Origin of the sequence: Bacillus sp. FJAT-27916, assembly GCF_001183965.1 — a bacterium.
Lineage (GTDB): Bacteria > Bacillota > Bacilli > Bacillales > Pradoshiaceae > Pradoshia.
This window is the reverse complement of sequence record NZ_LFZV01000001.1, coordinates 3,089,392-3,108,884: the sequence shown is the minus strand read 5'-3', so window position 1 is coordinate 3,108,884 and position 19,493 is coordinate 3,089,392. Positions and strand designations below refer to the sequence as shown.

Genomic DNA, 19,493 nt, shown 5'->3' with positions numbered 1-19,493 from the left:
TCCACTGTAGGAGGCTGCCTTAGGTTTAGTAATTCCCCGTAATCGGCTGGTCTATTCCGTTGATGTCAATGACAGAGTTTGCACTCAAGCCATTCGTATCAAAGATGAGACCTCCCGTGATACCTGAACCTGATCCATTGACACTTTTATTAGCGAACTTAGGCGAGATAACCAAGGAATCACCGAATTGAATGACACCGCTGCCCGCATTTAAGATTTGTACCGAACCAACTAGAGCCGGCAATATTAATCCCCTCCTTCCTTGGTCTGCCTGTTACTCAATAATTGCCTTATATTCATGACTCTTGTTTCATGGCGCATATATCGGCCGTTGCCAATCTGAAGAATAGATGAACTGGAAACGGCCTGAGATTGGATACCGCCTACATAGATGTACGGATTCGGATTCAAAAAGCTCATTTGGATAGGTTCATAGACGGGCTCAAAATCTGGTTCAGCATAGAACACTTTATAATCCCCAAAATTTCCTTCCTGACCAAAAAAAAGTTCCTGCTCTCTTTGATAGGCCAAGACATTATCGCTGGTGCGGAAATATTGAATCTCTCCAACCTCAAAAATGGCTCCCCGTGAAAGAATGGATACATGGATATTGTTAACGATGGATGTTCTCTCCCACATAATCTGCCTTATCTCGTTACGATTGGCTGTAAAGGACCAAACTCTAGTGCTTGCGGAGGAATATCAGAGGCAGTGAATAACTGCATGACCTCTGTATCCCCTACTTTTAAAGCTGAAGAACTGGAGATGGAAATGAGGTGAATATTTCCTACGCATAATTGTTCATTAATGACTTGGAAATTCATTTGGAATCCTCCTTCATGGATTCAGGATAAACCTGCAAAAAGCGGTTAATGGCATTTTGGATATCGGTGTGAATGACTTCGAGTATTTGCTCGCGCACCTGCGGCAGCTTTTGTTCATGCCTGTTATAAGCTGGTGTTTGGTCAAGATAGTGATTGATGCGCTGCGGCACCTGCCGTGCTAGATCATCTGTGATGAATGACCGCATATCCCCGTCTGCTTTCCTGCTGCAATGTCGCTCAGCCTCCGAAAAGATTTCATCCTTATCCTTATGGAACCCTTGAATAATTTCATCTGATAACTGATGAACAAATTCTTCTCGACCTGGGAATAGGAAGGGAGCAAAAGGAGCCTGGCCATTGACGGCAAATTCATCTATGTCGTTTAAATCTTGTGGAGATAAGCCAATATTCAATGTGCCCTCAAGCCGTTCAATTTTCAATTGATCGAAATTATATTCAATCTTATCGATGCGTACAGGGTTTTGCTGTTTCAATTCGAGAAGATCGCCCTGTAATTGAGCCAGATTATTCTCAAGCTGGCATATGGATTCCTTTTGGCTTTGGATGGTTTGCTGCAACTGAAAGAGAAGCTGGGTCAGGTTATACTGCAAAACTGAATTCACCCCTTTTTTAATCCATAATCTTCACTTGTGATGTCTCCTGCGCAGTTTGAAATAATGGATGTTTTGGTTCAGGTGCCGGTGCTGTAAATTCGCCGCTATTCGATAAATAGGATTGTGCTTTAATGATTCCTGTGCTTCCGATTTGAAAGACAGACGAGTTGGCAATGGCATTAATCCTAATCATGTTTATATTAATGCTCTGTTTAATAAAAAAATTCATCTCTTCCACCCCTATAAAGTAAATGCAATTGGTTCGTCAATAGCATCGGCGTCATACGTATTCGTGGCACTGTATGGATTGTTGACCGCCACGTAATCCCCGGTGTTGAAGGAACCGGCCCCTGAGAAGGTTTTTGCGTTGGAATACGGGGTCACTTTGTAAATATCTCCAATATTGAAGACCCCGCTGCTTCCGATTTGGAGGATTTGCACGACTCCGACTATACCTGGCATATTCTCACCTTCTTAGAATGACTTAATCAGATCAATCCCTCCAATCAGTATATGCCGACTGGGCGAATACGTGAGACAATCAAGAAAAACCGCAGCCCTTTCATATAAGAGAAGAGTAACGATTTATACAGTTATCTTATAAAAGGTCTTTTAATAACAGAACAAGGAAGAACCTGCTAAAATGAGAATAGTAGTTTGTCTATTCTGACTATTGATAAGGGGGATATATGCATTCTGTTTCGAGAAGGGAACGATTGACGGTAATTGACCTGTTAAGGGGAGTAGCCATTCTTGGTATCCTGTTGGTCAACATGATTGATTTTCATGCTCCATTTCTCTATTTGCAAGCTGATTATTGGAGCGGAGCGGATTACATTACATATGCGTTGGTAGATGTTTTGGCTCAAGGGAGCTTTTATCCAATGTTCGCGTTTTTATTTGGGTTCGGAGCCATCCTTTTAATGGAAAGGACAATCAAGAAGGGAATTTCCTTTCCACTTCTTTTCTCCAGAAGAATGGCTTTTCTCCTTCTTGTAGGTATTATTCATGCCTTTGTCATTTGGCATGGAGATATCTTGATCTCGTATGCCATGTGCGGCTGGTTCATCCTGCTGGTTTATAAACTTTCAGGTAAAGCGCTGCTAAAGATGGCCGTTTTGCTGTATACGATTCCATATGGATTGCTCGGCTCATTGACAATCCTCAGTAGTGTTATGTTTCCAGATGAGATGGCGGTGGAGACAGACTGGGCAAAGGCACGGGAAGCTGTACAGGTTTATGGGAGCGGCAGTGTTTCGGATATCTTTTCCTTTCGTTTTGAGGAATGGATGGCGGTGAATGGGTCGCTAAATGTTATCTTCCTCTTTCTGTCCATTTTTCCTTGCATCCTTGCCGGCATGTCCTTTGCAAAGCTTGGCTGGCTAAAGGACATCAGCAGCCATCGGAGGAAGCTGCGCTGGATGTTTGGGCTTTCCGCCGTTGTTGGCATAGGCTTGAAAATATACCCGTATTACGATGGATTTACGGTAGGAAGCTTATTTATGCAGGACAGCTTTGGCGGTCCCTTATTGGCCTTAGCTTACATGACAGGCATCACTCTTACGTATGAACGTTTTTCTTCCTTTAGAAAACTGACCATGCCTTTCATTCCGCTTGGCCGGATGTCAATGACCAATTATCTGACTCAATCCATTTTTTGGACATTCATTTTTTATTCGTATGGCCTCGGTCTTTACAACCAGATTGGCATGCTCATAGGGACGATTCTTGCTATCCTTTTTGTCGCAGTTCAAGCGGTTTTCTCTGCCTATTGGCTTAAATCATACAAAATGGGTCCTGTTGAATATGTATGGCGTGTGGCGACATATGGAAAGAAACAGTCATTCAGGCTTACTACTAAAGAGAAGGAACAGGGCGAGCGATGGAAAGAGTTATGATTATTGGAAGCGGGGGAGCAGGAAAGTCTGTGCTTGCCAGGGAGCTTGGGCAGCGCACGGGCCTGCCCGTTCATCATTTAGATACGGTCTTTTGGAAACCAGGCTGGGAGCCAATGCCTAAGAAAGAATGGGGGAGGAAAGTTGCCGAGCTTGCTCGTGAGCGGGCTTGGATCATCGACGGCAATTATTCAGGTACCATGGATATCCGGCTGAAGGAAGCGGATACGATTATTTTTCTCGACTATTCAAGGTGGATGAACATCTATGGAATTGTTAAACGCCGAATAGTGTATCGAAAACGTTCACGCCCTGATATGACAGAAGGATGTAAGGAGAAGCTGGACTGGGAATTTGTTAAATGGGTCTGGAACTTTGAAAAGGAGAAAGCTCCTTTGCTGCGTGAAAAGCTGAAGAAGATGGAAGAGAAGCGTGTGTATCATTTTAGAAGCCGAAAAGAACTAAAAGCCTGGCTTGCAGGTTTATAAAAGAAAGGAAGGGATTGTAGAATGAAATTGGCAACGGTTGTAATAGAGGGAAAAGAGAAAGCTGGGGTAATAGAAGGTGAATTATTTTATCCACTGGAGTCTGTTCGGGAACAGATGGAGGGAATTCCGACGGATTTGAATACGCTCATTGAGCATTCGTCTGAGTGGCTGTCTGACCTAGCTAAGCTTGATTTGACAGGCATGGAGGGATTGGCCGTAGAATCTCTTCAATATACCTCCCCGATTAAGCCGAACAAGAATATATTCTGCATTGGGAAGAACTATGCTGCCCATGCAAGAGAGTTTGACGGAACACCGCCAGAGAATATGATTGTGTTCACAAAAGCGCCAACAACCATCATTGGCCATGGGCAGCCGATACCGCTGCATGAAGGTGTAACAAATGAGCTGGATTATGAGGGGGAGCTTGCCGTAGTTATCGGAAAGAAAGGCAAGGCTATCTCGCGAGATGAGGCAGAGGACTATATTTTCGGTTACACCATCTTGAACGATATAACGGCAAGGGATCTTCAAGCAAGACATCAGCAATTCTTCCTGGGGAAAAGCCTCGACGGCACCTGCCCAATCGGACCATGGATTGTCACAAAGGATGAAGCAGGAGATGCACGAGACCTTGAGATTGAAACAAAGGTGAATGGAGAGGTAAGGCAGCATGCGCGAACATCCTTATTCCTCTTCCCTATTGATGAGATTATCGCTACTCTCTCTAAAGGAATGACCCTGGAGCCTGGAGACATTATTGCGACAGGAACCCCGGCCGGTGTCGGCAAAGGATTTAAGCCCCCTCGTTACTTGAAGGATGGCGATGTGATTGAGATTTGTGTCGAATCAATTGGAACCTTGGTGAATAAAGTCCAATCATAAGACATATTCTTCGAACTCGAAAAAAGATTATGCTACGATGGTATTGATGTCAGTAGGAAAGGTGGGGAAATCTAGTGGGCGGAACAGTAGAACATATTTCTATGTGGCTTTTGGCCATCATCTTATTCTTTGTATCCTTTAAGATGACGGGAAAATCATTGAAAATCACGATGATGATCAATCGGGTGCTATACATATTGATTATCGTCACAGGCGCGATGCTTCTCTTTAGCATTTCCAATATTAATGGGGAATATATCGGGAAGGCCATCATCGGTCTTTGGGTAATCGTATCGATGGAAATGACATCGGTCAAACGTTCTAAAGGAAAACCATACAAATCATTCTTGATTCAATTCTGGATTGCATTTGTGCTAGCGCTGCTTCTCGGATTCAGATTGCCATTAGGCATTCAGCTATTCGGTTAATATGAACGAAATCTCCTTTACAAGGAGAGGATAAGTCTGAAGACAAGAACCTGACTTCTCAGGTGACGTCTTCAGCTCTTTTTTATGCAGTAAGAAGATGACCTGACGAAGAACAGCTTAAAAAGATTGACGCAGAAGCACTGTGAAGCAGGCTTGTGGGTCTATTTTTTTTGTGGTTTTTGATTAGCTGATAAAACCAGTCAAGCGGTTACAACTAGAACAGGAGAATGTCCGCCACTCTTGGCCCATAGAAAGCCCACCCAAAGCCCATAGAAAGGCCACCCTAATCCCATGCAAGGGGGGTGAAGGGTGGCCAAAGTGTGGTGAAAGCCAGACGATGCCCACCCAAAGCCCCTAGAAAGGCCACCCTTTCCCCATGCAAAGGGGGTGAAGGGTGGGCAAAGTGTGGGGAAAGCCAGACGATGCCCACCCAAAGCCCCTAGAAAGCCCACCCTAATCCCATGCAAGGGGGGCAAAGGGTGGCCAAAGGGTGGGGAAAGCCTGACGATACCCACCCAAAGCCCATAGAACCCCCACCCTTTCCCCATGCAAAGGGGGTGAAGGGTGGGCAAAGTGTGGGGAAAGCCAGACGATGCCCACCCAAAGCCCCTAGAAAGGCCACCCTAATCCCATGCAAAGGGGGTGAAGGGTGGCCAAAGTGTGGGGAAAGCCAGACGATACCCACCCAAAGCCCAAAGAAAGTCCACCCTATTCCCATGCAAAGGGGGTGAAGGGTGGGCAAAGTGTGGTGAAAGCCAGACGATACCCACTCAAAGCCCATAGAACCCCCACCCTTTCCCCATGCAAAGGGGGTGAAGGGTGGGCAAAGTGTGGGGAAAGCCAGACGATGCCCACTCAAAACCCATAGAAAGGCCACCCTAATCCCATGCAAAGGGGGTGAAGGGTGGCCAAAGTGTGGGGAAAGCCAGACGATACCCACTCAAAGCCCATAGAACCCCCACCCTTTCCCCATGCAAAGAGAACAAAGCATAGGACAAAGTATAGACAAATCCAGAAAATCCAAATTTGCAGGTAAAGCAAGAAAAACAGGTACGAAATGATAAGAAATCATTCATCACCTGTTTTTCTAATCGAGCAGCTTATGGAGCTGCCCTTTTTCTTCTGTTTTACGATAATAATTTTTCAATAAGGACTTTCTTTCCTGTATTCAAGGTGAACTCAAAACGATTGTGATCCTTCTCTTTCTGGTTGAAATGATGATGGACAGAGCATATATATTCTCCATTATCAAATATATAAAAATTGGTTCCAGAGAGATGGTCGGATGTCATGAAGGATAGCTGGTTATAGCCGTAAATACAGTCATAGATGGAGAAGTTCATTCCATTTAAGGCTGTGACGAATTGATAGAAGGCATCATCGTAAAGCTCATCTAGTAATCGTTCAAGTGAATAAAGCAGATTCTTTTTGATTCGGACCCGGTCTTCATCCATGATGAAGATTAATTCCGATCCGCATAAGAGCTTGCCGTCCTCGACAAGGATTCCTTTGCGCCAGCGGTTGTTTCGGAAGATGGAGATTTCATTGTTCATGTATTCCTCTAAAGGATAGGCTTCATCGGTTTCTTCATCAAAAAACACCCATTGGTCATTAATGTTCTCAAAAACGCCTTCTGTGTGCGCCCTTTTCTGGGCACTTAACAGTTGTGTTCGCAGCTGATTGTTCATGTTCGCGCCTCCAAATGCAGTAAACAGGGATTAGCCAGCCAGGATTAAGCCCTGTTGAAATGTGTTAATTGGCACCTATCTTATTGATTGACATAAATGGTGCCTTTTATAACCCGACTCTTGAAACTCTGGACAATTAACCATCTATTTGAGTAATGCATATCATGTAAGCAGGAATGGGCCACAGGCTTGTTTTGAAAGGATGATGTTATTTTGTGTGGTATTACTGGATGGGTAGAATACGACAGATCGATTAATCAGGAAAAAATGATTTTAACGGCTATGACGAATACCCTCTCCAAGCGAGGACCGGATGACATGAATATCTGGGATGATAAGCATGTTGGACTTGGGCATAAGCGGCTGGTCGTCGTTGATCCAGAAGGCGGAAAGCAGCCGATGGCCCGTGAAAAAAACGGCCACAAGTATGTCCTTTGCTACAATGGAGAATTGTATAACACCGAAGATATTAGAAAAGAACTTTTATTAAAAGGATATTCATTTAAGGGTCATTCGGATACAGAAGTCTTGATAACAGCCTATATGGAATGGAAAGAAAAATGCGTGGATTTTTTCAATGGGATATTCGCCTTTGCCGTTTGGGATGGAGAGAGGCAGCAGCTCTTTGCTGCTAGGGACCGGCTTGGTGTTAAGCCTTTTTTCTATTCCTTAAAGAATGACCAGTTCCTATTTGGCTCTGAGATCAAGGCGCTGCTTGCCCACCCGGATGTAAAACCGGTCATTACACGTGAAGGATTAGCAGAAGTCTTTTCACTCGGTCCTTCTCGTACGCCTGGTGCAGGTGTATTCAAGAATATTGCTGAACTAAGACCTGCTCATGCCATGATCTTCAGCCGTGATGGATTGTCGATTTGGCGGTATTGGAATGTGAAGAGTGAGGCACATGAGGGAACCCTTGATGAAACGGTCGAACAGGTTCGCTATCTGGTGACAGATGCCGTAAAGAGGCAGCTGGTTTCAGATGTACCTCTTTGCACGTTCTTATCTGGAGGCCTGGATTCCAGCGCAATTACAGCGATTGCTGCTAAGCAATTCCATGCGGAAGGGAAGGCGCCGCTTCATACGTATTCCATTGATTATGAGGATAATGCGACCCATTTTGTTGCAAACGATTTCCAGCCTAACTCAGATGGATATTGGATTGAGTTAATGAAGAATGAATTTGGCACCAATCATCATTATTGTGTCATCAGCCAGGAGGACTTAATTACGAATCTCTCAGAAGCCGTTATGGTTAAGGATCTACCGGGAATGGCAGACATTGATTCCTCCTTGCTATGGTTCTGCCGAAATATTAAAAAGGATTTTGTCGTCGGTCTGTCAGGGGAATGCGCCGATGAGATTTTTGGCGGTTATCCATGGTTCCATAACCCTGAAAGTCTATCTAACGATGCTTTCCCTTGGATGAGGTCGATCAAGGAAAGGCAGGCATTACTTAGAAGCGACTGGCAAACCAAGCTCAATCTCGAAGAATACATGAAAGCAAGATATAAGGAAAGCTTGGCAGAAACGCCGCTTCTTGATGGGGAATCTGAGCTGGAGCAGAAAAGAAGACAATTATTCTATTTGAATATGACATGGTTCATGACCAATCTTCTGGACCGGAAAGACCGGATGAGCATGGGGGCGAGCCTTGAGGTAAGGGTGCCGTTTGCCGACCATCGTCTTGTTGAATATGCATGGAATATTCCATGGGAGATGAAGATGGCTGATAACCGTGAAAAAGGAATCCTGCGCAGGGCGCTCAAGGGGGTGCTGCCGGAGGAGGTGCTTTATCGCAAGAAAAGTCCGTATCCGAAAACACATCATCCTTTGTATACAAAGCTGGCAAAGGATTGGCTGACGGAGCTTCTGGAGGACGGGAATTCACCGCTGTTGGAATTCTTTGATAAAGAACAGCTCAAGGAACTCATTGATACAGGCGGAGCCTCCTTCAAAACTCCTTGGTACGGGCAATTGATGAATGGACCGCAATTGCTTGCATACTTGATTCAGGTTGACTTATGGTTTAAGCATTATCATATCCAGATAGAGGATTGACCTGCTACCTGCCGCCAAAGCGCGTCAGGTTTTTTTATTGGATAGTCATTTCGTGAAAGTGAACGATGATATAATAAGATATCTACGTTTAGCGGAGGTGGAGGATTGGTTCATAAAGGGGATAATCTTGATCGAACTTCATTGGCTGCTTATCTGGCGGTACTGGTCGTGCATTTCATTTTTTTGTTTGTTGAATGGGGAAATCTGCCGAATGAGATTGCCATTCATTATACGGATGGCCAGGCAGATAGATTTGGGAGTAAGTATATATTATTTATTTTGCCTGTCATCAGTTTGGCTGCTTGGCTTATCTTAGGGTTTCTTAAACGGAGACCCGAGAGCTATACGTATTTTAATCTGACAGATAAAAACAAAGACTTCCAGTATATGAAGGGGAGAAGAATGATGACGCATATGCAATATTTAGCGTCTATATCAATCATCTTCATGAATCTAGCCTTCCTGAAGGAGGCTGCCGGGGAGGACCATATTATCCAGCTTATCATTGCTGTCATCCTAATAGGGCTTTGCTTTCTTCTGCCGATTTTCTTTTTGATTTGGTCAGCTAGATTAAAGGAATCTTAATGTAATAGAAAAGCAGGTGCGCAATGCACCTGCTTGAACTCATTTCTCCTTTTTCAAGATGGCAAATCCTCGTTTGGATATGGACAACGTATCTGTAAAGGATGTCTCTGGATTAGCATATAGAAGAGAGGCACCAACACATTCCTCTATGGAAAGCTCTTTTTCGTTATCTCCTAGATTAATAAGGACATAAGCATCTGCATTCGCAGATTCTCGTTTATACATGACGACCTCTGAGTCAATATGGACAAACAGCAAATCTCCTTCATTGGCAAGAACGGGATGTTCTTTGCGCAGAGCAATCAATGTTTGTACATGTTCAAACATATCCCGGTCTTGTTCATTCTCATCCCATGGCATGCATTTTCTGCAGCCGGGGTCCTGCCCGCCATCCATACCAATCTCGTCTCCATAATAAATGCAAGGCGTGCCAGTGAAAGTTAACAGGATCGTATAGATTTGTTTAACTTTCTTGATATCTCCCTGGCATTCAGTCAGAATCCGCGGTGTGTCATGGCTGCCAATCAGATTAAAAGCGGCCTTGTTTACTGTATGAGGATACATATGATAGACCTTTGTCATCTTCTCAGCGAATTCGGTCGGCTCCAATGTCTCAGAGGAGAACATTTCAAGGATTGCTGTTAAGAATGGATAGTTCATCACGGCATCGAATTGGTCGCCGCGCAGCCATGGCATGGAATCATGCCAAATCTCCCCGAGGATATAGGCATCCTCCTTCTCTTCTTTGACGGTCTTTCTGAATGAGCGCCAGAAATCGAAATCAACCTCATTGGCGACATCGAGCCGCCAGCCGTCAATTCCGCATTCCAGAATCCAGTGTTTCGCGACTTGGAGTAAATATTCTTTGACCTCTGGATTTTTTGTATTTAATTTCGGCATAGATGCCACATACCCAAATGCATCATAATTGACCTTCTGTTCATCGAGAGGAAGGGAATGCGGGTGGAACCAATCCTTATATTTAGATGCCTCCCCATGTTGAAGTAAATCCTGAAATGGCTTGAAATGATAACCGCTATGATTGAAGACGGCATCCAGCATGACCTTAATGCCGCGAGCATGGGCTTCATCGACAAGCTTCTTTAAGGTTTCCTTCGTACCAAATTGCGGGTCGATTTCCATATAATCTATCGTGTCATATTTATGGTTAGAGAAAGCATGGAAGATGGGGGTGAAGTAAATGCCTGTGATGCCTAGCTCCTTTAAATAATCTAAATGATTGATAACCCCTTCAAGATCACCGCCGAAGAAGTTATCCGGAGTCGGGTCCTCGCTGCCCCACTCAAGTGTTCCTTCAGGGTCAAGCTCCTTATTCCCGTTGGCAAAACGTTCAGGAAATATTTGATACCAGACTGTGTCCTTTACCCAATCCGGTGCGCTGAATACTTCTGTATGATGCAGGTAAGGAAGGGCGAATAGCAGACCTACTTCAGGCAGCTTATCGTAGAATCCCTTCTCAGAGAAATAGGCTGTTTTTCCTTCATGATCTGTAAGGCGAAAAGCATAGCGGGTCCGGCGATGGGGCAGTTCAATTGTCTTACGATAGTAATCATAGAGTTCATCACTTCCGGTATAGCGCATGTCTGTAGTCTTATAGATCCAGTTGGATCCTTTGAAATCATAAGGGTCTCCATGGACGAGCTCCATTTTAGCGATGTCCCCTTTTTTCGCCATAATCATGATGGTGATGGAATCCAGGGATGAACTATAAAGAAACTGGTCTCGTGCGAAATGTATAACCGATGATTTATCCATACTTTCTCTCCTCTCAAAGTGCAATCGCTTGCATTGATTCTATTCTTTACTATAGCTATTCTAAACTGAAAGTTCAATGAAATCATAAATTACTCGGATAAATTGTTATTATTTACCCAAAAGTGGCAGTTTTGTAACACTTTTAAAAATTTGGTAAAAATGTATTGTTAATTATTGATAATACAGTATAATAAAGGTGTTAAGATTGCAATCGCTTTCATAGGGTGAATATGTCGAAGCATGTTATTTCACTGCCTTTTTATTTTGTCACTTTGTGCAACCGTTTGTATTCTTGGCTACATAATAAGAGGAGGGGTTGACCCATGAAGAAAGCATTCTCCATTGTAATGGTGTTAATGCTTGCAGTTGGTATTCTTGCAGCCTGCGGACCAGATAGAGAAGAAAGTGCAGGAGGCAAAGAGGGAAGCGGTTCAGACGGTAATAAACCTGAGAAATTAGTTGTTTGGGAAGATACAGATAAAAGTGTGGCTTTAGAACCAGCTGCAAAAGCGTTCGAAGAGGAACACGGCATTAAAGTAGAGTTCAAGGAATATGGAATCTCAGAGGATATGAGAAACCAAATTCGCCTTGATGGACCAGCTGACAAAGGTCCGGATGTTCTGACTTTGCCTCATGACCAAATCGGTATGCTGGCTGAAGAAGGGACGATTCAGGAAATTTCTGTTGAACAAAGTGTCCTTGATACATTCACGGAATCTTCCATTCAAGCACAAACATATGACGGTAAATTATATGGCCTACCAAAGGCAACTGAAACACCCGTATTCATTTACAATAAAGAATTAATGCCTGAAGCACCGGCTACAATGGATGAAGTATATGATTTTGCCAAAGATTTCACAGATGGCAAGAAGTTTGGCTTCATCGCCTTATGGGATAACTTCTATCATGCGTACGCAGTCATTGGCGGCATGGGTGGATATGTATTTGGAGAGAAAGATGGTGCCTTGCAAAGGGAAGACCTTGGTTTGAACAACGAAGGAGCCGTGGCAGGTGCTGAGTACATCCAAAAATGGTATAAAGAAGGCTTGTTCCCTAAAGGGGTTATCGGAGAATCAGGCGGATCTGCTCAGGACGGCTTGTTCAATGAAGGTAAATTAGCTTCCGTTCAAAACGGTCCATGGGCTTTCCAAGGCTATATGGATGCTGGAATAGATATAGGTGCAACACCAATGCCGACACTTCCAAATGGCGAGCATATGACGACATTCATGGGTGTTAAGGGATGGCATGTATCTGCTTATACGAAAAACAAGGAATGGGCAACGAAATTGGTTGAGTTCCTGACAAACTATGATAATGCCAAGATTCGTTTTGAAAAGACAAAAGAAATCCCGCCTGTTAAGAAACTGATTGAAGATCCAATCATCGCAGATGACGAGTTCTCTAAAGCAGTAGCTGTTCAATCTCAATATGCGATTCCAATGCCGAACATTCCAGAAATGGCAGAGGTATGGGGTCCAATGGCAACTGCCCTTCAAACATTGGCAACCAATAAAGCTAAGCCGCAGGAAGCAATGGACGAGGCAGCTAAAACAATTCAAACAAATATCGAAACAAATCACAGTAAATAAAGAACCTGATGGGCATTATCCTATGCTGAGGGTAATGCCCATCCTCTTATAGAGAAGAAGAAAAGAAGAAGTTTCTTTTCCTAAGAAAGGGGAGTCTTCCGAAATGGAAAGTCTGCAAATGAACATCGAGCCACAAGCAACGCGGACGAAACACGCGAGGAATGCCTTGCTGCTCTCAATTATACCTGGGGTTGGACAGTTCTATAATGGGCAGAAGCTTAAAGGGTCCATGTATTTAATCCTAACCATTATTTATCTTGCTACATTCTTTCAAACATTAAATTTAGGATTCTGGGGATTGATCACACTCGGAGAGATTCCGATGCTCGATCATTCGATTCGTTTATTAATTGATGGAATTCTAGCACTCCTGATTACGGTCATCGGGCTTGTGATATATGGAATCAACCTATTTGATGCTTATCAGAATGGAAAAAAGAGAGATTTAGGGATTCCTTTAAATTCCTTGCGTGAACAGTATCAAAATTTGATTGATAATGGGTTCCCGTATTTGATTATATCACCGGGAGTATTGCTGCTCGTTTTCGTCGTCATCTTTCCCATTATCTTTTCATTCCTGCTCGCCTTTACGAGCTATGATCTCTACCATTCTCCGCCGGCAAATTTGGTTGATTGGGTTGGGCTGCAAAACTTTATTGATATTTTCAAGATTGATATTTGGAGAAAGACCTTCTTCAATGTGTTTGGCTGGACGCTTATTTGGACATTTGCGGCAACCACCCTCCAAGTGGCATTGGGAATATTCCTGGCAGTACTGGTGAACCAAAAGGATCTTAAAGGGAAAGCCATTATACGAACAGTATTCATTTTGCCATGGGCAGTTCCGGCGTTTGTATCGATCTTGGTATTCTCAGGAATGTTCAATGAATCATTCGGTGTCATTAACACGACCATCCTGGCTAGCCTCGGCATTGATCCAATCAGCTGGATGACAGAATCCAACTGGACGAGACTGGCACTGATTCTGATTCAAGGGTGGCTTGGTTTCCCATTCATCTTTGCGATGACAACGGGTGTCCTGCAATCCATTTCGGAAGACCTGTATGAAGCAGCTACAATTGACGGGGCAAATGTATGGCAAAAATTCAGGAAGATTACCCTTCCGCTCGTGCTTTATGCGACAGCGCCGATTATCATCACGCAATACACATTTAATTTCAATAACTTTAATATTATCTTCTTATTTAATAATGGCGGACCGGCGATTGCTGGACAGAACGCATGGGGAACAGACATTTTGATTTCCTGGATCTACCGTTTAACCATGACTGCTGGACAATATGGAAAAGCAGCGGCTATTACAATGATTCTTTCCTTGATTGTCATGTCTGTCGCCTTGTGGCAGTTTAAGAGAACAAAATCATTCCAAGAGGAGGATATGATGTGATGAAGAGTAAGAATAGCAGAAAGTTCGTCCGTTTATCATTAACCTATCTTGTCATCGGCATTATGTTTGCCATCATCATCTATCCTGTTCTCTGGATTATCGGCTCCTCCTTTAACCCGGGCGACAGCTTATCAGGCTCCAAGATGATTCCGGATAATGCGACATTAAGCCATTACAAGGAATTATTCGATTTAGAAAACAGTGATTATCTGCTCTGGTATTTTAACTCCATCAAAATCAGTGTGATGACGATGGTGTTGACGGTCATCTCCGTCTCCTTTACTGCTTACGCATTTTCCCGCTACCGCTTTGTCGGACGGAAAAACGGGTTGATGACATTCTTAATTCTACAAATGATTCCGAACTTCGCTGCGCTTATTGCTATCTATGTGCTGGCGATGAGAACAGGTTTGCTTGATACCCATCTTGGTTTGGTACTGCTCTATGTCGGCGGTCAGATTCCAATGAACACATGGCTGATGAAAGGATATTTGGATACCATTCCGCGTGACCTGGATGAAAGTGCGAAAATGGATGGTGCGGGACACTTGCGGATTTTCTTCCAGATTGTTATGCCGCTAGCTAAACCAATTATTGCGGTTGTGGCTCTATTCTCATTCGTGGCTCCTTTTGGTGATTTCATTCTTGCAAAGATTCTCATCAGCTCGAGTGAGAAGTATACGCTTGCGGTTGGGTTATACTCAATGGTCGGTAAGCAGTTTGGAGCTGAATTTACCAAGTTCGCAGCTGGTTCTGTCTTGATTGCCATCCCTATTGCCCTCCTTTTCTTACTATTACAAAAATATTTTGTTTCTGGTTTGACGGCAGGAGGGACGAAAGGATAAGGTTATCCTGTATGGATAATCTTGGGGGGACAAAATATGCTGAAAAAACTCATCGTCATCCTGCTTGTACCGCTTCTTCTCTTCCCGCTTTTTTCTAAACCGGGAAGTGCGGCGGACTGGCAGGATGATGCCATTTACTATGTAATGGTAGACAGATTTTACAACGGTAATACGCAAAATGATCAGGAAGTCAATATTGATGATATGAACACCTATCAAGGGGGAGACTTTGCAGGTATTACGGAAAAGCTGGATTACATAAAGGAAATGGGATTTACGGCCATTGCGCTCAATCCTGTTATCCAAAACATGAACGGAGATTATACGGGCGGTTCGCCGCATGATTTTACGGCCGTTAATGAGAACTATGGAACAATGGAGGAATTGAGAAAGCTGGTCAAGGAAGCACATGATCGCGATATGAAGATTATGCTGGATTTTCAGGTGAATCATGTCGGGGAAGGTCATCCGTGGCTTGAAGAGAATGGTAAGAAGGACTGGTTCCATGAAGAGAGAGCCATCACAGAAAACGGACAAACGGACAAGCAAGAGACTGGCTGGCTCGATGGAAAACCAGACTTAGCGCAGGAAAATCCGGAGGTTTCAAGCTATTTAATTGATGCGGCCAAATGGTGGATTAAGGAAACCGGTATTGATGGTTATCGGCTTATTTATATGAATTATGTACCCCAGTCTTTCTGGGAAGAAATGATTAGTGCAATCAGGGAAGACCGTCCGGATTTCTTTTTTATCGGAGATGTGGATGCAGATAAAGCAGAGAAGCTGGGCATTGGCATGCTCGATGAAGAGCAGATGACGGGCATGAGGGAGGCATTTTCAACGACAGATGTTGAGATGGACAGCCTGTTTAAGAGATGGGAGACGCTTTTTGGAGCCTTAAACACTCCTTATACCACAGGCATTTCAGTCGATACAGAGCGCACAGAAAGATTTACGAAGGAAACTGAGCGGGCTAAGCAATTTCCAGGGACACGGTGGAAGATGGCTTTAACCTATATGTATACAATGCCGGGTATCCCTGTTGTAACCTATGGTTCTGAGATTGCCTTGAATGGCGGAGAAAAGCCGGACAACCATCGAATGATGAATTTCCGCACAGACGAAGAGCTCATAGATTATATGAAACAGTTATCTGCTCTTAGGAAAGAGTACCCTGCACTAAGGACGGGTGATTTGGAGCTCCTGCAATCAGAGGATGGGATGGTTGTTTTTAAAAGAGAAACAGAAGAGCAGACAATGATTGCAGCTATCAATAACAGTTCGAAAACAAAAACGATTCAGCTTGATTCAGCCTTTATTCAGGACAATCAAGAGCTTCGAGGAAAATTGAATACAGATCTTGTCAGGGAACAGAATGGTACATTTAGTATTACCCTAGAGCGGGAGATGGCCGAAGTTTACTTGGTAGAAAAGGAATCTGGCATAAATTATGGCTTCCTGGCTGTTCTTATTTTAGTTCCTATTGCCTTTATCCTTTTCTTGATCCTTGCGAGGAAAAGGGGTAGACAAACGAATTAAAGATAGCGAAAATATAGGGGGAGTGTAAGCGCTCCCTTCTTTTGCATGATTTCACCTGTATTTTGGGCCTGTAGGAATGGGGGCTTCGAATGCTTGATGGAGAAAAAGAGTTGAGTGAGGTAGGGTGCTTATGAAAAAGAGATGGTGGAAAGAAGCAGTTTGTTATCAAATCTATCCGAAAAGCTTCATGGATTCAAATGGAGATGGAATTGGCGATTTAAAAGGCATCATCAGTAAGCTTGATTATATTAAAGACTTAGGGATTGATGTGATTTGGGTATGTCCTATTTATCAATCGCCAAATGAAGATAATGGATATGATATTAGTGATTATCAAGATATTATGGATGAATTTGGTACGATGGAGGATTTTGACCGTTTACTGGCTGAAGTGCATAAACGGGGGATGAAGCTGATCATGGATTTGGTTGTTAATCATACAAGTGATGAGCATCCATGGTTTATTGAATCCAAATCTTCTCCTGATTCTCCAAAACGGGATTGGTATATTTGGAGCGATGGGGCAGAGGATGTGCTGCCAAACAACTGGGAGAGCATCTTCTCAGGAAGTGCCTGGGAGTATGATAAGGCAAGCGGGCAATATTATTTGCATGTCTTTGCGAAAAAGCAGCCTGATCTGAACTGGGAAAACAAGGAGATGCGCGAAGAGGTCTATCGTATGATTAACTGGTGGCTTGATAAGGGCATTGATGGATTCAGAATTGATGCTATAAGCCATATTAAGAAAAAAGAAGGCTTCCCTAATGCCGAAGCCGATGACCAGTCACAGATTCCTGGCTTCTCCTTCTATACGAATCAAGAGGGTATTCATGATATTCTCCAGGAGCTTAAAGAAAGAACATTCTCTCGCTATGATATCATGACAGTCGGTGAAGCCAGCGGGGTGAGCAGTGAGAATTCTGACCCTTGGGTGAATGAGGAGATTGGCGCCTTTAATATGGTCTTTCAATTTGAGCATTTGGCTCTGTGGGAGAAGGAATCAGAAACCGAGCTCGACCTTGCAGCCTATAAAGCAATCATGAATAAATGGCAGACAGGCTTGCATGGCAAAGGGTGGAATGCTCTATTTATCGAAAATCATGATAAACCTAGAATTGTCTCGACACTTGGAGATGATCAGAAATATTGGAAAGAGAGCGCTAAGATGCTTGGCGCCATGTATTTCTTCATGCAGGGAACACCTTTTATTTATCAAGGTCAGGAAATTGGGATGACGAATGTCTCATTTGAATCCATAATGGATTATGATGATATTAGCATGAAGAATTTCTACTATATGGAGCTTGCAAAGGGCAGGAGTCATGAAGAACTAATGAAAATCATCTGGAAGAGCGGAAGAGATAATTCGCGAACTCCGATGCAATGGGATTCATCGTCCAATTCTGGTTTCACGAAGGGAACGCCTTGGATGAAGGTCAATCCTAACTATCAAGAAATCAATGTGAGGAAGCAAGAGGATGATCCTCAATCTATTCTTCATTTCTATAAGCAGATGATTCAGCTGCGTAAACAGCATGAATGCTTAATTTATGGGGATTTCAAGCTTCATTTGGAAGATGATCAGCATATATTCGCCTATTCTCGTAATGACGGGAAACAGACGGCATTAATTATTAATAATTTCAGCAGAGAAGAGCAAGCCGTTGAATTGCCGGATTTTGCCGGTAAAGAGATGGAAATGATCCTAAGCAATTATGAGAAGAAGGACAGGCAATCAAATCCATTCCTCCTATCTCCCTATGAGACGGTTGTGTATCTCCTGTAAAGCTGCTAAGAAAGGAAGGCTGATTGTATGGCAGTAACCATAAAGGATGTTGCAAAATTGGCAAATGTGGCTCCGTCTACAGTATCAAGAGTGATTGCCAACAATCCGCGAATCAGTGAAAAGACAAAGAGAAAAGTGCGGAAGGCGATGAGTGAACTTGGTTATCACCCGAACTTCATCGCAAGAAGTCTGGCTAGTAAATCAAGTGATGTACTTGGTATCATCATGCCGAAATCAGGGGACGGATCATTCCTAAATCCCTTCTTTCCAACAGTTATGAAGGGGCTGAGCCAGGCGGCGCATGATGACCGCCTTGGCCTTCAGATCACGACGGGGATTACCGAAGAGGAGATTTACGGGGAAGTAGAGAAAATGGTTCATGGCGGTCGTGTGGACGGGTTGATTCTTCTCTATTCGAAGGTCGGCGATAAGGTGCTTCATTATTTAAGGAAAGCAAATTTTCCATTCGTAGTCATCGGCAAACCGTATCAATATGAAAGCAGTATCAGCCATGTGGATAATGATAACTTTCAGGCTGGCAAGGATGTAGCGCAATACTTGCTGGATTGCGGCCACACCGATATCGCCTTTATAGGCGGGAATGCGGACCTTGTTGTCACGATAGAGCGGGTGAAGGGCTATGAGGCAGCGCTTAAGGAAGCGGGAATTCCAATGCGTAAGGAATATGCTATACACGAAGACTTCATGCTAGAAGGCGGAAAGGAAGCGGTTAAGCGGTTGATGAACTTGGAGAATTCTCCAACTGCCTTGATTGTCGCGGATGATTTTATGAGCCTTGGTGTGCTGAATATGCTAGATGAACTAGGGATAGATGTTCCTGGGGATATTTCTGTTTTCAGCTTCAATAATGTGTTGCTAGCACAATTATCTAAGCCGCCTCTGTCCTCCGTCGATATCAATATTGAATCGCTCGGTTACCAGGCCGTGAAATTACTGTTAACGAGAATTAAAGAGCCTGATAGTCCGGCTATGAGGATGATTGTTCCTTATCAGCTCGTGCTGCGCTCATCCGTTGCGGAAATAAACGGAGGAAGAAACCAATAAGCTTGGGAGAT

The 19,493-nt window shown here is 43.6% G+C and carries 20 protein-coding genes; 12 read left to right on the top strand and 8 right to left on the bottom strand.

Going from position 1 to position 19,493, the window contains the following annotated elements:
- Positions 1-25: 25 nt before the first annotated feature.
- Genes AC622_RS15225 through AC622_RS15200 form a run of 6 tightly spaced genes read right to left on the bottom strand, consistent with a single transcriptional unit; the run spans position 26 to position 1,900 of the window.
- A complete protein-coding gene (locus AC622_RS15225) occupies positions 26-244 on the bottom strand; it encodes a spore germination protein (RefSeq protein ID WP_049671841.1) in 219 nt (72 codons plus the stop codon).
- A gap of 2 nt (positions 245-246) precedes the next feature.
- Positions 247-639 carry a spore germination protein GerPE gene (locus AC622_RS15220; protein ID WP_049671840.1) on the bottom strand — a complete coding sequence of 131 codons (393 nt, stop codon included), beginning with the start codon at positions 637-639 and terminating at the stop codon, positions 247-249.
- A gap of 8 nt (positions 640-647) precedes the next feature.
- Positions 648-824, bottom strand: coding sequence for a hypothetical protein (locus AC622_RS15215; RefSeq protein ID WP_049671839.1), 177 nt, complete (start codon positions 822-824; stop codon positions 648-650).
- Positions 821-1,435: a spore germination protein GerPC gene (gene gerPC / locus AC622_RS15210; RefSeq protein WP_049671838.1), complete on the bottom strand. Its 615-nt coding sequence runs from the start codon at positions 1,433-1,435 to the stop codon at positions 821-823. The genes AC622_RS15215 and gerPC overlap by 4 nt, the downstream gene beginning before the upstream one ends.
- 19 nt (positions 1,436-1,454) lie before the next feature.
- Positions 1,455-1,667 (bottom strand): spore germination protein GerPB, encoded by a 213-nt coding sequence (locus AC622_RS15205; protein ID WP_049671837.1) that lies wholly within the window; start codon positions 1,665-1,667, stop codon positions 1,455-1,457.
- An 11-nt stretch (positions 1,668-1,678) separates the two neighbouring features.
- Positions 1,679-1,900, bottom strand: a complete 222-nt coding sequence (locus AC622_RS15200) for a spore germination protein (protein ID WP_049671836.1) — start codon at positions 1,898-1,900, stop codon at positions 1,679-1,681.
- A 227-nt stretch (positions 1,901-2,127) separates the two neighbouring features.
- Between AC622_RS15200 and AC622_RS15195 the strand changes: the two genes are divergently transcribed.
- The 4 genes from AC622_RS15195 to AC622_RS15180 all read left to right on the top strand — a co-directional run bounded on the left by AC622_RS15195 (position 2,128) and on the right by AC622_RS15180 (position 5,134).
- The gene (locus AC622_RS15195; protein ID WP_049671835.1) at positions 2,128-3,336 is read left to right on the top strand and encodes a DUF418 domain-containing protein; all 1,209 of its coding nucleotides are present in this window, start codon (positions 2,128-2,130) and stop codon (positions 3,334-3,336) included.
- Positions 3,321-3,821, top strand: a complete 501-nt coding sequence (locus AC622_RS15190; RefSeq protein ID WP_049671834.1) for a DNA topology modulation protein — start codon at positions 3,321-3,323, stop codon at positions 3,819-3,821. Before AC622_RS15195 ends, AC622_RS15190 begins: the two co-directional genes overlap by 16 nt.
- A 21-nt stretch (positions 3,822-3,842) precedes the next feature.
- Entirely contained in the window at positions 3,843-4,706 is an 864-nt protein-coding gene (locus tag AC622_RS15185) for a fumarylacetoacetate hydrolase family protein (RefSeq protein WP_049671833.1), read from the top strand.
- Positions 4,707-4,780: 74 nt separating this feature from the next.
- The gene (locus AC622_RS15180) at positions 4,781-5,134 is read left to right on the top strand and encodes a YisL family protein (RefSeq protein ID WP_231589541.1); all 354 of its coding nucleotides are present in this window, start codon (positions 4,781-4,783) and stop codon (positions 5,132-5,134) included.
- A 1,127-nt stretch (positions 5,135-6,261) separates the two neighbouring features.
- Here AC622_RS15180 and AC622_RS15170 read toward each other — a convergent pair.
- Positions 6,262-6,822: a DUF2777 family protein gene (locus AC622_RS15170; protein ID WP_049671831.1), complete on the bottom strand. Its 561-nt coding sequence runs from the start codon at positions 6,820-6,822 to the stop codon at positions 6,262-6,264.
- Positions 6,823-7,035: 213 nt separating this feature from the next.
- Between AC622_RS15170 and asnB the strand changes: the two genes are divergently transcribed.
- Both asnB and AC622_RS15160 read left to right on the top strand, forming a co-directional pair.
- Complete coding sequence (gene asnB / locus AC622_RS15165; protein ID WP_049671830.1) at positions 7,036-8,883, top strand: asparagine synthase (glutamine-hydrolyzing); 1,848 nt, start codon at positions 7,036-7,038, stop codon at positions 8,881-8,883.
- Positions 8,884-8,988: 105 nt separating this feature from the next.
- On the top strand, positions 8,989-9,468 hold the full coding sequence (locus AC622_RS15160) for a DUF1648 domain-containing protein (RefSeq protein ID WP_049671829.1): 480 nt from the start codon (positions 8,989-8,991) through the stop codon (positions 9,466-9,468).
- A gap of 39 nt (positions 9,469-9,507) precedes the next feature.
- On the opposite strand, the gene AC622_RS15155 is transcribed toward AC622_RS15160, so the two are convergent.
- A complete protein-coding gene (locus AC622_RS15155; protein WP_049671828.1) occupies positions 9,508-11,244 on the bottom strand; it encodes a glycoside hydrolase family 13 protein in 1,737 nt (578 codons plus the stop codon).
- A 323-nt stretch (positions 11,245-11,567) separates the two neighbouring features.
- On the opposite strand from AC622_RS15155, the gene AC622_RS15150 reads away from it, so the two are divergent.
- The 6 genes from AC622_RS15150 to AC622_RS15125 all read left to right on the top strand — a co-directional run bounded on the left by AC622_RS15150 (position 11,568) and on the right by AC622_RS15125 (position 19,482).
- Positions 11,568-12,839: an extracellular solute-binding protein gene (locus AC622_RS15150; RefSeq protein ID WP_049671827.1), complete on the top strand. Its 1,272-nt coding sequence runs from the start codon at positions 11,568-11,570 to the stop codon at positions 12,837-12,839.
- Between the two features lie 112 nt (positions 12,840-12,951).
- The gene (locus AC622_RS15145) at positions 12,952-14,247 is read left to right on the top strand and encodes a carbohydrate ABC transporter permease (protein ID WP_049673002.1); all 1,296 of its coding nucleotides are present in this window, start codon (positions 12,952-12,954) and stop codon (positions 14,245-14,247) included.
- The gene (locus AC622_RS15140; RefSeq protein ID WP_049671826.1) at positions 14,247-15,092 is read left to right on the top strand and encodes a sugar ABC transporter permease; all 846 of its coding nucleotides are present in this window, start codon (positions 14,247-14,249) and stop codon (positions 15,090-15,092) included. The genes AC622_RS15145 and AC622_RS15140 overlap by 1 nt, the downstream gene beginning before the upstream one ends.
- 36 nt (positions 15,093-15,128) lie before the next feature.
- Complete coding sequence (locus AC622_RS15135; protein WP_049671825.1) at positions 15,129-16,631, top strand: alpha-amylase family glycosyl hydrolase; 1,503 nt, start codon at positions 15,129-15,131, stop codon at positions 16,629-16,631.
- 130 nt (positions 16,632-16,761) lie between these two features.
- Entirely contained in the window at positions 16,762-18,417 is a 1,656-nt protein-coding gene (locus AC622_RS15130) for a glycoside hydrolase family 13 protein (protein ID WP_049671824.1), read from the top strand.
- Between the two features lie 27 nt (positions 18,418-18,444).
- Positions 18,445-19,482, top strand: coding sequence for a LacI family DNA-binding transcriptional regulator (locus AC622_RS15125; protein ID WP_049671823.1), 1,038 nt, complete (start codon positions 18,445-18,447; stop codon positions 19,480-19,482).
- Positions 19,483-19,493 lie beyond the last annotated feature (11 nt).

Coding starts and splice junctions, on each gene's coding strand:
- AC622_RS15220 (WP_049671840.1), bottom strand. CDS start 639: ATGTGGGAGAGAACATCCATCGTTAACAATATCCATGTATCCATTCTT.
- AC622_RS15215 (WP_049671839.1), bottom strand. CDS start 824: ATGAATTTCCAAGTCATTAATGAACAATTATGCGTAGGAAATATTCAC.
- AC622_RS15205 (WP_049671837.1), bottom strand. CDS start 1,667: ATGAATTTTTTTATTAAACAGAGCATTAATATAAACATGATTAGGATT.
- AC622_RS15200 (WP_049671836.1), bottom strand. CDS start 1,900: ATGCCAGGTATAGTCGGAGTCGTGCAAATCCTCCAAATCGGAAGCAGC.
- AC622_RS15195 (WP_049671835.1), top strand. CDS start 2,128: ATGCATTCTGTTTCGAGAAGGGAACGATTGACGGTAATTGACCTGTTA.
- AC622_RS15190 (WP_049671834.1), top strand. CDS start 3,321: ATGGAAAGAGTTATGATTATTGGAAGCGGGGGAGCAGGAAAGTCTGTG.
- AC622_RS15185 (WP_049671833.1), top strand. CDS start 3,843: ATGAAATTGGCAACGGTTGTAATAGAGGGAAAAGAGAAAGCTGGGGTA.
- AC622_RS15170 (WP_049671831.1), bottom strand. CDS start 6,822: ATGAACAATCAGCTGCGAACACAACTGTTAAGTGCCCAGAAAAGGGCG.
- AC622_RS15155 (WP_049671828.1), bottom strand. CDS start 11,244: ATGGATAAATCATCGGTTATACATTTCGCACGAGACCAGTTTCTTTAT.
- AC622_RS15150 (WP_049671827.1), top strand. CDS start 11,568: ATGAAGAAAGCATTCTCCATTGTAATGGTGTTAATGCTTGCAGTTGGT.
- AC622_RS15140 (WP_049671826.1), top strand. CDS start 14,247: ATGAAGAGTAAGAATAGCAGAAAGTTCGTCCGTTTATCATTAACCTAT.
- AC622_RS15135 (WP_049671825.1), top strand. CDS start 15,129: ATGCTGAAAAAACTCATCGTCATCCTGCTTGTACCGCTTCTTCTCTTC.
- AC622_RS15130 (WP_049671824.1), top strand. CDS start 16,762: ATGAAAAAGAGATGGTGGAAAGAAGCAGTTTGTTATCAAATCTATCCG.
- AC622_RS15125 (WP_049671823.1), top strand. CDS start 18,445: ATGGCAGTAACCATAAAGGATGTTGCAAAATTGGCAAATGTGGCTCCG.